The sequence below is a fragment of the Streptomyces sp. NPDC058697 genome (genome assembly GCF_042715345.1).
In the GTDB taxonomy this organism is placed as follows: Bacteria; Actinomycetota; Actinomycetes; order Streptomycetales; family Streptomycetaceae; genus Streptomyces; species Streptomyces liliifuscus.
Genome location: NZ_JBHXSU010000005.1, coordinates 56,837 through 69,306, shown reverse-complemented (window position 1 = coordinate 69,306; position 12,470 = coordinate 56,837). Strand labels below are relative to the sequence as shown.

At 71.0% G+C, this 12,470-nt stretch carries 11 protein-coding genes; 4 read left to right on the top strand and 7 right to left on the bottom strand.

Features of this window, described 5'->3' with window-relative positions:
- The first annotated feature begins 417 nt into the window (after positions 1-417).
- Positions 418-1,617 carry a PAC2 family protein gene (locus ACFWXQ_RS13955; RefSeq protein WP_383951400.1) on the top strand — a complete coding sequence of 400 codons (1,200 nt, stop codon included), beginning with the start codon at positions 418-420 and terminating at the stop codon, positions 1,615-1,617.
- Between the two features lie 45 nt (positions 1,618-1,662).
- On the opposite strand, the gene ACFWXQ_RS13950 is transcribed toward ACFWXQ_RS13955, so the two are convergent.
- Complete coding sequence (locus ACFWXQ_RS13950) at positions 1,663-2,676, bottom strand: SMP-30/gluconolactonase/LRE family protein (RefSeq protein WP_383951397.1); 1,014 nt, start codon at positions 2,674-2,676, stop codon at positions 1,663-1,665.
- 265 nt (positions 2,677-2,941) lie between these two features.
- Here ACFWXQ_RS13950 and ACFWXQ_RS13945 point away from each other — a divergent pair, with 265 nt between their 5' ends.
- On the top strand, positions 2,942-4,690 hold the full coding sequence (locus tag ACFWXQ_RS13945; RefSeq protein ID WP_383951394.1) for a S8 family peptidase: 1,749 nt from the start codon (positions 2,942-2,944) through the stop codon (positions 4,688-4,690).
- Positions 4,691-4,801: 111 nt separating this feature from the next.
- Positions 4,802-5,479 carry a hypothetical protein gene (locus ACFWXQ_RS13940; protein ID WP_383951391.1) on the top strand — a complete coding sequence of 226 codons (678 nt, stop codon included), beginning with the start codon at positions 4,802-4,804 and terminating at the stop codon, positions 5,477-5,479.
- A 97-nt stretch (positions 5,480-5,576) separates the two neighbouring features.
- Here the strand turns inward: ACFWXQ_RS13940 and mshC are convergent, their stop codons facing one another.
- From mshC to ACFWXQ_RS13920, 4 genes are all read right to left on the bottom strand, one after another.
- Complete coding sequence (gene mshC, locus ACFWXQ_RS13935) at positions 5,577-6,806, bottom strand: cysteine--1-D-myo-inosityl 2-amino-2-deoxy-alpha-D-glucopyranoside ligase (RefSeq protein WP_384094244.1); 1,230 nt, start codon at positions 6,804-6,806, stop codon at positions 5,577-5,579.
- A gap of 100 nt (positions 6,807-6,906) precedes the next feature.
- Entirely contained in the window at positions 6,907-7,722 is an 816-nt protein-coding gene (locus ACFWXQ_RS13930) for an SCO1664 family protein (protein WP_383956712.1), read from the bottom strand.
- On the bottom strand, positions 7,686-8,276 hold the full coding sequence (locus ACFWXQ_RS13925; protein WP_055613325.1) for a DUF3090 domain-containing protein: 591 nt from the start codon (positions 8,274-8,276) through the stop codon (positions 7,686-7,688). The genes ACFWXQ_RS13930 and ACFWXQ_RS13925 overlap by 37 nt, the downstream gene beginning before the upstream one ends.
- 103 nt (positions 8,277-8,379) lie before the next feature.
- Positions 8,380-9,066, bottom strand: a complete 687-nt coding sequence (locus ACFWXQ_RS13920) for a histidine phosphatase family protein (protein ID WP_383956715.1) — start codon at positions 9,064-9,066, stop codon at positions 8,380-8,382.
- Between the two features lie 239 nt (positions 9,067-9,305).
- Between ACFWXQ_RS13920 and corA the strand changes: the two genes are divergently transcribed.
- Positions 9,306-10,304 (top strand): magnesium/cobalt transporter CorA, encoded by a 999-nt coding sequence (gene corA, locus ACFWXQ_RS13915; RefSeq protein WP_384094239.1) that lies wholly within the window; start codon positions 9,306-9,308, stop codon positions 10,302-10,304.
- 64 nt (positions 10,305-10,368) lie between these two features.
- Here the strand turns inward: corA and ACFWXQ_RS13910 are convergent, their stop codons facing one another.
- A complete protein-coding gene (locus tag ACFWXQ_RS13910; protein WP_383955227.1) occupies positions 10,369-11,157 on the bottom strand; it encodes a ferritin-like domain-containing protein in 789 nt (262 codons plus the stop codon).
- A 245-nt stretch (positions 11,158-11,402) separates the two neighbouring features.
- Positions 11,403-12,458 carry an LLM class F420-dependent oxidoreductase gene (locus tag ACFWXQ_RS13905; RefSeq protein ID WP_383955224.1) on the bottom strand — a complete coding sequence of 352 codons (1,056 nt, stop codon included), beginning with the start codon at positions 12,456-12,458 and terminating at the stop codon, positions 11,403-11,405.
- Between the last annotated feature and the right edge of the window lie 12 nt (positions 12,459-12,470).

Sequence of the window (12,470 nt, the reverse complement as noted above, 5' to 3'; positions counted from 1 at the left end):
TCACCCGACGAAGCGTTCCGTACGGGCGCCGGGCCCGGCACGGAATCGGCGCCCGCCCCACACGAGTGGGTGAATTTCCCGGTCGGTCCCGCTTGTCCCCGATCACGAATCGCGCGACCGCCGGCATCACATGGTCCGCAGCGCCGGTGGCGGTCACCCGCATGCGCGGCCTCGTTCCCTCGGGCGGCCCGGGACATCGGACCTCTGGCGGTCGTCCGACGTATGGCACCGCCTCGAAACAACGTCCGGGCCCATGGTGGAAGTTGGCCGCGGACAGCTCGGACGACTGCGGGGTGTCCGGAAGTGACGAACGGGGCAGTGATGCGGTCACTCCCCCATGCGAGGGGGCTGCGGGCGGTCCCCACGCAAGCCGTAAGGTTGGGGCGTACGCGAGGGAACGTCGGAAGGAGGCGCTGGGTGATCGAGCTCGAGGGGGTTCCCGAGCTGGTCGACCCGGTCATGGTGGCCGCGTTCGAGGGCTGGAACGACGCCGGCGACGCCGCCTCGACCGCGGTCGCGCATCTGGACAGGGAGTGGAAGGGCGAGGTGTTCGCGGCGCTCGACGCCGAGGACTACTACGACTTCCAGGTGAACCGCCCGACCGTGTGGCTGGACGGCGGAGTCCGCAAGATCACCTGGCCGACGACAAGGTTGTCGGTGGTCCGGGTCGGCGGCGAGAAGCCGCGGGACCTGGTGCTGGTGAGGGGCATCGAGCCGTCGATGCGCTGGCGCTCGTTCTGCAACGAACTGCTGGGCTTCGCCCATGAGCTGGGCGTCGAGCTGGTCGTCATCCTGGGCGCCCTGCTGGGCGACACCCCGCACACCCGTCCGGTCCCGGTCAGCGGCGTCACGTCCGACCCGGACCTGGCCCGCACGATGGACCTGGAGGAGACCAAGTACGAGGGCCCCACGGGCATCGTCGGCATCCTCCAGGAGGCGTGCACGCACGCGGGCGTACCGGCGGTCTCGCTGTGGGCGGCCGTGCCGCACTACGTCTCGCAGCCGCCGAACCCGAAGGCGACGCTGGCCCTCCTCAACCGTCTTGAGGACCTCATCGACATGCGGATCCCGCTGGGCGAACTGCCCGAGGACGCGCGGGCCTGGCAGCTGGGCGTGGACCAGCTGGCCGCCGAGGACAGCGAGGTCGCGGAGTACGTACAGACGCTGGAGGAGGCCCGGGACACCGCCGAGCTGCCGGAGGCGTCGGGCGAGGCGATCGCCCGCGAGTTCGAGCGGTATCTGCGCAGACGGGACGGGGGCGGTCCGGGTTCGCCGCCCGGCGGCCATGCCACGGAGAGCGGCGATCCCGCCACGTACCTCAGGGACGGCCCGGGCGGCCGCGTCCGGCCACCGAAGCCGCAGCAGCGGCCGGAGACCACGGACGGGGCGGCCGAGGACGACACCTCCGAGTCCTCCGACTTTTCGGACTCTTCGGACGGCGACGCGTCGGGGACGTCGGAGGCAACGGACTCGTCCGGTACGACGGGGACGTCCCGTCCCTCGGACGGTGCGGACTCCGAATCCTCGGACGCCGAATCCTCCGGCTCCTCAGGATCAGGGCCAGGATCAGGATCAGGCCCATCGGACTCGAGTTCCTCGGATTCCTCGGAGGACTGACCGGGCGAAGGGGCGGCGCGCGTCGGGCGCGCCGCCCCTCGCGCGTCAGACCTGGCGCACGGCCACCGCGTCGTACTCCGTGTCGGGCGCCGGCTCGACGTCGAAGCGTGCGTTCGGCAGGTAGAGACGGTCGCCCCACGCCGCGGCCGTCGTCGGGATCCGGAAGCGCGGGTCGGTGATCCGGGTGATCACCGTGCCCTTGGTACCGGCGGAGTTCAGCCGGAACACGTCGATCGCGTTCTGCTGCTGCTGGACGATGTAGAGAGTCCGGCCCAGGAGCAACAGCCCGTCGCCGTTGGGGATCCTGGCCGCACCGAGGTCGACCGCGGTGGCGGCTCCGGTGCGCGGGTCGACCCGCATCAGCGTGCCGCCGTCGGCGAAGGCGTTCACCACCAGGAGCGCGCTGCCGTCCGGTGTGCGCTCGATCCCGTTGGCGGTGAAGTCCGTGCCCTGCTGCCAGTCGCCGCCGAGCGGCACGGTCCTGACTGCCCCCGGCCGCCCGTGCCGGTCGAGCGCGAGCCGATAGAGCCGGGGCGCGAAGGAGTCGGTGAACCAGGCGGCGCCCGGCGTGAGGATCACGTCGTTCACGAACGTGCCCCCGACGGCGTACGTCTTCTCGATCCTTCCCGTACGGACGTCGACGGTACGCAGATCGCCGCCGGACCCGCCGCTGACGAACAGCCGGCCGTGCCGGTCGATCTTCAGTCCCACGCTGGGGTGTCCGGCGCCGGGGCCCTTGCTGATGACGGAGCCGCGCCCGGTGGCGAGGCTCGCGCGGTAGATGTCGCCGTTGGCCAGCGACCCGAAGTACGCGAACGGGGCGGAGCCGATGGCTATGCCCTCCGGCTGGAAGCCGTTGGGCAGCGGGAACCGGTCCGGCCAGGGTTTCCGCGACCCCTTCCCGGGTCCCTGCTCCGGCCCCTTCTGCGCTCCCTGCTGCGGTCCCTGCTCCGGCGTTTCGGCCGCGTGTGCCGTGCCGCCCAGGAGTGCCGCTCCTCCCAGGGCGGCGGCCGTGGTGAGGAGTCTTCGACGTGCGAAGGAACGGTCTGCGAGTGCCACTGTGCGTCCTTCCACGAGAGGCCGACGCGGGGCCGGCCCGACGGTCAACAGACGCTGTCACCCCATCACACGACAACCGTCTCCGCAGTCTTTGGCCGGATTGTGGCGTGACATCTGTTTCAGGACGGATTGCGCACGGTACCCAATTCAACTTGTTTTCAAACGCAGTTGGCGAACTCGGGGGTGGACGAGTGGGTCCGGGAGGAGCAAGGTGTGCCCCGAAGCCTGCACTTGCACCCGCACGGACCGAAGGGAGCGGCACGCGATGACCGACCAGGCACAGCCCGCGCAGGGCCCGGGAGCGTCCGGGCCAGGGCCCGACGGAGCGGGATTCACCTACCGAGGAGCCGAGCAGGAACTCATCGTCGTCGCACGGCCCGAGGCCCGGCTCCGCGCCGAGGCCGAAGGTGTCCGTTCGGCGGCCGGCGCCGACGTGTCGGCACTGAACATGTTCCTCAGCGACGAACAGCTCGCCCTCCAACCGCTGTTCGGCAGCGAGGAGCGCCTGCAGTCGGCGGCCCAGCCCTCGTCCCCGGGCGTCGAGACACTTCCCGACCTGGGACTCTTCTACCGGGTACGCGGCGTCGAGAGCCGCGCCCAGGAGCTGCGTGCGCGGATCGCGGCACTGCCCGAGATCGCCACGGCGTATGTGAAACCGGGTGCCGTACCGGCCTCGGTGGGATCCGTGGGACACAGCACCGACGAGAGCCGGCGGCGCAAGGAAGGCGCCCCCGTCACCCCCGACTTCACCAGCCGCCAGGGCTATCTGCGCCCCGCGCCCGAGGGCGTCGACGCGCACTGGGCCTGGCAGCGGCCCGGCGGTTCCGGCCAGGGCGTCACCGTGATCGACGTGGAGGGCGCCTGGCAGCTCGGCCACGAGGACCTGGCCGCGAAACTCGCGGGTGTCGTGGTCGGCACCCCGATCCAGGACCTGGCCTGGCGCAACCACGGCACCGCCGTCATCGGTGTGATCGGCGGCGACCGCAACGAGTACGGGATCACCGGCATCGTGCCGGACGCGGTGACCGCCGCCGCGTCGTTCCACGGCATCGGCTCCGCGGCCGCGATCCACGCGGCGGCCGACCGGCTCGGCGCCGGGGACATCATCCTGATCGAACTGCACAGCCCTGGACCGCGGTTCGACTTCGCGGTGCGCGACGACCAGCGCGGCTACGTCGCCCTGGAATGGTGGCCGGACGACTTCGCGGCCATCCGGTACGCCACCGCCAAGGGCGTCCTGGTGGTGGAGGCCGCGGGCAACGGCGGGGAGTCGCTGGACGACGCGGTGTACGAGCGCCGGCCCGACGAGTTCCCGGAGTGGTGGCGCAACCCGTTCAACCCGTCCAACCAGTCCTCCGGCGCGATCGTGGTCGGCGCGGGCGCACCGCCGCCCGGGACCCACGGCCGCGACCACGGCCCGGACCGCTCGCGTCTTGCGTTCTCCAACTACGGGGCGCGGGTGGACGCGCAGGGCTGGGGCCGTGAGGTCACCACGACCGGCGGCTTCTGGGACAAGCCCGGTGATCTGCAGGGCGGCGCCGAGGAGATCGCCTGGTTCACCGACACGTTCTCCGGGACCTCCTCCGCCTCCCCGCTGGTGGTGGGCGCCCTGGCCGCGCTGCAGGGCATGCTCAGGGCAGTCGGCCAGGAACCGATGGACCCGGAGCGGGCGCGCCGGCTGCTGCGGGCCACGGGCTCGCCGCAGCAGGACGCGCCGGGCCGGCCCGCGTCGCAGCGGATCGGCAACCGGCCCGACATCAAGGCGGCGGTCGCCCATCTGCTGCCGGAGGCGGTCGGCTCGGGCCAGGCCGAGCGGTACTGGGACGAGTTGCTGCCGTATCCCCGTGAACTCCCGCCCAGGCTCCGGCTGTTCGTGGCCGGCGGCTGGCGGAGCCTGAACAACCCGTCCGCCGAGATCCGCCAGGCGGTGCACTCCGCCTTCGCGGGCGGACGGCCCGACGTACGTGTCTGGTTCTCGGACGACGAGATCGTCGGCCTGGTCGTCACGGGCTGACGCGACCGGCCGTTCCGCGGACCGGGCGTCCCGCACAGGACCGACCATCGCGCAACGACCAACACTCAACGACCGACCATCGCTCAACGATTGAGGGAAGGTGGCACCCGCATGAGCACCACCCCGCAGATGAGCCAACAGGGCCAGCAGGGCCAACTCCAGGGCCGGCAAGGTCAGCAGCAGGGCCCGAGCACGGCTCCCCCGCAGCAGGGGCAGGGCCAACAGCAGGGCTACGGCCAGCAGATGCCGTTCGGGCAGCAGCAACAGCAGCCCTTCGGACAGCAGATGCAGCAGCCGTTCGGCCAGCAGGGCATGGGCCAGCAGCAGCCCTTCGGTCAACAGGGCACCAGCCAGCAGAGCTTCGGACAGCAGGGCATCGGCCAGCAGCAGATTCCCCAGCACCCGCAGCACCAGATTCCGCAGCACCTGCAGCAGCAGCTCCAGCAGCTCGGCCAGCAGCAGCCGTTCCAGCAGCTGCTTCACCAGCTCGGCGGTCAGCAACAGCCGGGGCAGCAGCAGGGCCAGGGCCAGCCGTTGATCGTGCGCAGCGCGGTCGAGGCCGCGGCGCTGACGAGCGGTGTGGCCGAGCACTTCTGGGACGTCGTCACACCGCTGCCGGGCCAGCCGTCGATCCTCTACCTGTACATCGACCAGGGCTGGCGTCCGCTGGTCAACCCGAACCAGGTGACGCACGACGAGGTCCAGGAGGCCTTCGCGTTCGGCCAGCAGGTCATCGGGATCTACGACTCCACGAGCAACACGATCCAGGCCGTCATCGTGAACAAGTAGGCCGTCGTCGTGGGCAAGTAGCGCCGAGCAGCAGGACGGCCGGCCCACCGCACAGAGGGCGCCGGACGGGCAACGACCCGTCCGGCGCCCGGCGTTGCTAGAGGGCCACGCCCAACAGGGCGTCCACGGCACGGGAGACGACGCCGGGGGCGCCCTCGTCCGTGCCGCCCTTCTCGGCCTGGAGCACGGCCCAGCGGTCGACGGCCGCGAGCGCGGCCGGCGCGTCCAGGTCGTTCGCGAGGGCCTCACGGATCTCCTCGACGAGTGCCTCGGCGGACGGGCCGTCGGGCCGCGACACGGCGGCCCGCCAGCGCTCCAGGCGCGCGAGGGCGTCCTGGAGGACCTGGTCGGTCCACTCCCAGTCGGCCCGGTAGTGGTGCGAGAGCAGGGCGAGCCGAATGGCCGCCGGGTCGACCCCCTCGCGCCGGAGCGTCGACACGAAGACGAGATTGCCCTTGGACTTGGACATCTTCTCGCCGTCGAGCGCGACCATGCCGGCGTGCACGTACGCCTTGGCCATCGGGAACTCGCCGGTCAGCGCCTGCGCGTGGGAGGCGCCCATCTCGTGGTGCGGGAAGGCGAGGTCGGAGCCGCCGCCCTGCACGTCGAAGCCCATGCCCAGGTGGTCGAGGGCGATCGCGACGCACTCGATGTGCCAGCCGGGCCTGCCCTGCCCGAGCGAGGCGCCGTCCCAGCTCGGCTCGCCCTCGCGGGCGGCCATCCACAGCATCGGGTCGAGGGGGTTCTTCTTGCCCGGACGGTCCGGGTCGCCGCCGCGCTCGGCGGACAGCAGCCGCATCGCCGCCGCGTCCAGGTTGGACACCCGGCCGAAGTGCGGGTCGGACTCGACGGAGAAGTAGACGTCCCCTTCGAGCTCGTACGCCGCACCCGCGTCCCGCAGCCGCTCGACCAGCGGGACGATCCCGGGTATGGCCTCGACGGCGCCGATGTAGTGCTTCGGGGGCAGCATCCGCAGGGCGGTCATGTCCTCGCGGAAGAGGGTCGTCTCCTTCTCGGCGAGGAAGACCCAGTCGACGTCGTCCCGCGCGGCGCGCTCCAGCAGCGGATCGTCGACGTCCGTCACGTTCTGGACGTAGTGAACCTGCCGCTTGGTGTCGAGCCACACGCGCTGAACGAGGTCGAACGCGTTGTAGGTCGCCGCGTGACCCAGATGGGTCGCGTCGTACGGAGTGATGCCGCAGACGTAGATACGGGCGACGGGACCGGGGTCGAGGGTCACAAGGCCACCGGTCGCGGTGTCGTGGATCCGGAGGTCGCGGCCCTTGCCGGGCAGGGCAGGGACGTCGGAAGCGGGCCAGGCATGCATGTCATGAGCCTAACCGGACGGATGTTCCGTATACGAACCGGACCAGGCCAGATGGCCGGGAAGGCCCTCTTGCGTACGGTTCCGGGATGTGCGCCCTCCGTCAGACGGGCGGCCAGGGGATCGCGGGCCAGTCCCCCGAGGGCTCCGGGTGCCGCCCGGAGGCGAGCAGACCGGCCACACGCGCGCGCGTGGCGTCCAGTTCGGCCGCGGTGATCAGCTCCCCCAGGCGCACGCCCAGCGCCGCGTCCAGGGCACCCCTGAGCCGCTCCAGGACCTCCACGGCCTCGCGGGTGAGCTTCTCCCCCGCCCAGCCCCACAGCAGCGTCCGCAGCTTGTTCTCGGCGTTGAAGGTGACCCCGTGGTCGATCCCGAACAGCCGGCCCTCTGGCGCGGGCAGCAGATGCCCGCCCTTGCGGTCACCGTTGTTGATCACCACGTCGAGGACGGCCAGCCGGCGCAGCCGCTCGTCGTCGGCGTGCACGAGCAGCGCGGTGCGCCCCTCGCCGACCTCGGCGAACCCGACGGCCTTCCAGCCCTCGCCGGGCTCCTCGTTGTCGACCAGCGCGAGCAGCTCCGCGCCTTCGGACACCGGGTCGATCCACAGCTGGCACATGCCCTCGCCGTACGGCCCGTCCCGCAGGATCGTGGTCGGGACGAGCCCCCAGCCGGTCGCCTCGGACACTTCGTAGGCGGCGACCTCCCGCTGGGCGAGGTTGCCGTCGGGGAAGTCCCACAGCGGGCGCTCGCCGGCGACCGGCTTGTAGACGCAGGAAGCCTTCTGTCCCTCGTACGTCACATCGCACAGCAGCACCGCGTTGGAGGCCTCACGGATGCGTCCGCGCACGGAAAGCTCACCCTCGGCGAGCAGCTCGGCCGTGGTCACGCTTCGCGGCGGTATCCGTTCTGGCGCGGACATACGTGTCCTTCCGGGTCTAGCGGGAGACTGCACAGCGGACAGGGCGGCCGGCCGGCGTTCACGACGTCCAGGGCGCGCTTGGCGAAGGCACGGGCCTGGGCGCCGGTGAGGCGGACCCGCAGCATCGGCGGACCGTTCTCCTCGTCCTGCAGGAGCCTTTCCTCGGCCTCGGCCAGGTCCTCCTCCGAATCGGCGTCCAGCTCCACGAGCGCCTGGGCCTCGACGATCATGCGCTGCTCGTCACCGTCCCAGGCCAGCGCCATGGTGCCGACCCGGAACTCCTCCTCGACGGGAGCTTCGAGCGGGGCGGTGTCGGAGACCTCCGTCGGGGCCATCGCCGGGACGGGAGCGCTGCCCCCGGTACGCCGTACGACCTCGTCGAGAAGCTCGTCCATCCGTTCGGCGAGCGCCGCCACCTGCGTCTTCTCCAGGGCCACACTGGTCACCCGGGGTCCTGAGGAGGCCTGCAGGAAGAAGGTACGGCGCCCTGGCAGCCCGACCGTGCCGGCCACGAAACGGTCCGGCGGATCGTAGAGGAACACCTGACGGGACACGTCCTGTCTCCATTGGATCGATCGACTGCTTATGCCGTCGACTGCGTCTGCTGCTGACAACTGCTGCGCTTCTTCGACCGCTTCACCCTACTGCGGCCGACGATCACGGTGCGCCCGCACCGCCCCCGACCGTGGCGTCCCCGGCCGGGGGTTCCTCGCGCGGCGCGAGCGAGGTGAAATCGCCGGTGTCGCCGAGGCGAACGAGAAATGGCCGCAGTCGTGTGTAACGGATCGCGGTGATGGAACACGGTTCTACGGAGATCCGTTGGAAGAGGTCCAGATGAAGTCCGAGGGCGTCCGCGACAAGAGACTTGATGATGTCGCCGTGCGAACACATGAGATATACCGCGTCACCGCCGTGGTCGCGCTCCACGCGCGCGTTCCACTCCCGTACCGCCTCGGCCGCCCGGGTCTGCATGGCGCGCATCGACTCGCCGCCCGGGAACGCGGCGGCGGAGGGGTGCGTCTGCACGACCTCCATCAGCGGTTCGCCCGACAGCTCGGCGAGCTTGCGCCCGGACCAGTCGCCGTAGTGGGCCTCCCCGATCCGGTCGTCGGAGTGGACCCGCAGGTCGGGCCTGGCGTCGAGGAGCGGCCGAATCGTTTCCTGGCAGCGCTGCAGGGGGCTGCTGACGACCTCGGCGATCGGCAGTTCCGCCAGACGCCCGGGCAGCGCGGCGGCCTGCGCGGCCCCTCGCTCGTCGAGGGCCACGCCGGGCGTCCACCCGGCGAGCAGTCCCGCGGTGTTCGCGGTGGAACGTCCGTGCCGGACGAGGATCAAGGTGGGCATGCGGCCCAGCCTAGGTCGTGTCCGCAAAGTCCCGTCGTCCGCCCGGAGGGCGGGCCCGGCGGCGTCTGGTGCGTGCTCTCGGTGTGCCGGGCGGAGTCCCTCGTACTGGACGTACTTGGGTCTGCGCCCGGTGCGGCGAGAGTGCGTGCCAGGCGTCGCCGGGCAGGCGGGACTTTGCGGACACGGCCTAGGCCGCGGCCCGAGTGCGCCGGGTCGTCGGCGGCGGGAGAATACGCTCCGTGATCGTCGACTGTGCCATCTATCGCGACGGGCACCGGACGGAGGGCCCCGAGGACCTCTCGGACGCCCTGGACGCGGCGCGTGCCTCGGGAAACGCGTTCGTGTGGATCGGGCTGTACGAGCCGACCGAGCGGGAGTTCGATCTCGTGACCGAGGAGTTCGGGCTGCATCCGCTGGCGGTCGAGGACGCCCTGAAGGCGCACCAGCGGCCCAAGCTGGAGGTGTACGACGACTCCCTGTTCGTGGTGCTCAAGCCGGTCACGTACGAGCCGGACAGCGACGCCGTCTCCTCCGGGGAGCTCATGCTCTTCCTGGGCGACTCCTTCGTGGTGACCGTGCGGCACGGCGAGGGCTCGCCGCTCAAGGCCGTACGGCGCCGTCTGGAGCAGGACCCGGACATGATGCGCCTGGGCCCGACGGCGGTGCTCTACTCGATCGCCGACGACACCGTCGACCACTATCTGGAGGTGGCGACCGAACTGCAGACCGACCTGGAGGAGGTCGAGGCGGAGGTGTTCTCGCCGAACGACGGCGGTTCCCGGCACACCGCGTCCCGGATCTACACCTTCAAGCGGCAGATCCTGGAGTTCCGCAGGGCCACCGGACCGCTGGCCGTGCCGCTGTCCCGCCTCGCGGGCTCGGGCGTCTCCGGCCCGGGGGTGCCGTTCGTCCACGACAAGGCACAGCCCTTCTTCCGTGACGTCAGCGACCATCTGACCCGGGTGAACGAGTCCGTGGAGGGCCTGGACCGGCTGGTCTCGGACGTCCTGTCGGCGCATCTGGCGCAGATGAGCGTCCGGCAGAACGACGACATGCGGAAGATCTCCGCGTGGGCGGCCATGGCCGCGGTCCCCACGATGATCGCGGGGATCTACGGCATGAACTTCGACCACATGCCGGAGCTGCACTGGGTGTGGGCCTATCCGGCGGTCATCCTGCTGATGGCCGTGCTCGAAGTGCTCCTCTACCGGCTCTTCAAGCGGCGCGGCTGGCTGTAGCCGCGCTCGTCGGGCTCCACGCGCGCGTGCCGCGTACGAGGCAGCACGCGCGCGTGGGCCACGCTCACGCGAACTCGGGTGCCGCCGACGCCGGGCCACCCAGGGCGTCGCGGCGCTCCGGCAGGGCCAGCGAGACCATGCGCCGCCAGCCGAGGACCCGCTCGTACAGGTACATGGCGTGGATGCCCGCGGCGAGCAGCGCCGCCTTGGGCTTGGACCAGCCGAGGATGCGCCCCATGTGGCCCATCACGGCGAGGCTGACGTCCCGGTAGATGCCGATCTCGGCGAGCGCGCAGTCGCGCAGGGTCCGCTGGATGGTCCGGCCGTGGCCCGCGGCCGCGAAGCGCAGCAGTTCCTCGTGGCAGTACGCGAGGTGGTTGTCCTCGTCGTTGGAGATCATCCGCACGGCCTTGCCGATCTCCGGATGGTCACCGAAGTCCTTGCGCAGCATCACCATCTGGTCCGCGGCACGCTGCTCGGTGACCCTGCTGTGGGAGAGATACGTGACGATGTCCTGCACGGTCAGCGGCTCGTCGCGGTTGAGCTTGTCGTGCGCGAGGCCGATGCCGTGCTTCTCCAGGAGCATCGTGTAGTCGGTCTCGGGCGGCACCTCCACCGGTGTGACGCCCCGCTTCTTCATGAGTGCGTTGAAGATCCGCCCGTGCTTGTCCTCGTCGGCGCCGTGCCGGGTGATCTTGGGTGCGAGGGCGCGCTCGCTCTCCGGGACGAGGGCCGCGATCCGCGCGTTCTCCCAGCCTCCCTGGGTCTCCCCGCTGGCGGCGATGGAACAGAAGAGCCGGAACGACTCGTCGTTGTCGACGATCTCCTGGAAAAGACTCTTGGCCGAAAGCATGTGTGCCACCTCCATGCGGGCTCCCACCTCTGTGCGGGACTCCGCAAAGAACGAGTCAAATGGGCAGCCAGGGGCGCGGCAACACCTGTGTCGGACAATTCCGCCGAACGGTGGACGCAGGGGGTATGAGAGGCGCGTAACCGAGCGGGCCGTGGCGCGTTGTTCTCCGTGACGGCCGTGGCGGGGAAGACCCCCCGAGCCCCCACCACGGCCGCAGAACCTCTCCCGTCCCGCCGCGGGCGGTGTTACGCGAGTCCGGCCCGCTCCAGGGCGTCGGTCCCGGCCCGGAGCGAGGCGATCCGGTCGTCCAGCGTGAAGCCCGCGGGGGCCAGCGTCAGCGTGGTGACCCCGGCGGCCGCGTAGGCCTTCATGCGGTCCGCGATGCGGTCCACGGAGCCGAGCAGCGTGGTCTGGTCGATGAGCTGCTGCGGAATGGCGGCGGCCGCGCCCTCCTTGTCGCCGGCCAGGTACTTGTCCTGGATCTCGGCTGCCTCCTTCTCGTAGCCCATGCGCTGCGCGAGCTGGTTGTAGAAGTTCTGCTTGCGGCTGCCCATGCCGCCCACGTAGAGCGCGGTGTACGGCCGGAACATGTCGGCCAGGGCCGGTACGTCCTTGTCCTCGCCCAGTGCCAGCGGCAGCGTCGGGCAGACGTCGAAGCCGTCCATGGTCAGCCCGGCCTTCTCGCGGCCCGCGCGCAGGTGCTTGATCGCGGTGTCCTCCAGGTGCTCGGCGGACGGGAAGATCAGCAGGGCGCCGTCGGCGATCTCGCCGGTCTGCTCCAGGTTCTTCGGGCCGATCGCGGCGATGTAGAGCGGGATGTGCTCGCGCTCCGGGTGCACGGTCAGCTTGAGCGGCTTGCCGGGGCCGCCCGGCAGCGGGAGGGTCCAGTGCGTGCCCTCGTACGACAGGCGCTCGCGAGTCATGGCCTTGCGGATGATCTCGACGTACTCGCGGGTGCGGGCCAGCGGCTTGTCGAACTTGACGCCGTACCAGCCCTCGGAGACCTGCGGTCCGGAGACGCCGAGGCCCAGGCGGAAACGGCCGCCGGAGAGCGAGTCGAGGGTGGCGGCGGTCATCGCCGTCATCGCGGGCTGGCGGGCCGGGATCTGGAAGATGGCCGAGCCGACGTCGATGCGCTCGGTCTGGGCGGCGACCCAGGTGAGCACGGTGGCCGCGTCCGATCCGTACGCCTCGGCGGCCCAGCAGACCGCGTAGCCCAGCCGGTCGGCCTCCTTGGCCACGGCGAGGTTGTCCGCGTCCATTCCGGCACCCCAGTAGCCGAGGTTGATCCCGAGCTGCATGGCCGATTCCCC

Coding starts and splice junctions, on each gene's coding strand:
- ACFWXQ_RS13945 (WP_383951394.1), top strand. CDS start 2,942: ATGACCGACCAGGCACAGCCCGCGCAGGGCCCGGGAGCGTCCGGGCCA.
- ACFWXQ_RS13920 (WP_383956715.1), bottom strand. CDS start 9,066: ATGCCCACCTTGATCCTCGTCCGGCACGGACGTTCCACCGCGAACACC.
- ACFWXQ_RS13905 (WP_383955224.1), bottom strand. CDS start 12,458: ATGCAGCTCGGGATCAACCTCGGCTACTGGGGTGCCGGAATGGACGCG.
- mshC (WP_384094244.1), bottom strand. CDS start 6,806: ATGCATGCCTGGCCCGCTTCCGACGTCCCTGCCCTGCCCGGCAAGGGC.
- ACFWXQ_RS13930 (WP_383956712.1), bottom strand. CDS start 7,722: ATGTCCGCGCCAGAACGGATACCGCCGCGAAGCGTGACCACGGCCGAG.
- ACFWXQ_RS13910 (WP_383955227.1), bottom strand. CDS start 11,157: ATGCTTTCGGCCAAGAGTCTTTTCCAGGAGATCGTCGACAACGACGAG.
- ACFWXQ_RS13940 (WP_383951391.1), top strand. CDS start 4,802: ATGAGCACCACCCCGCAGATGAGCCAACAGGGCCAGCAGGGCCAACTC.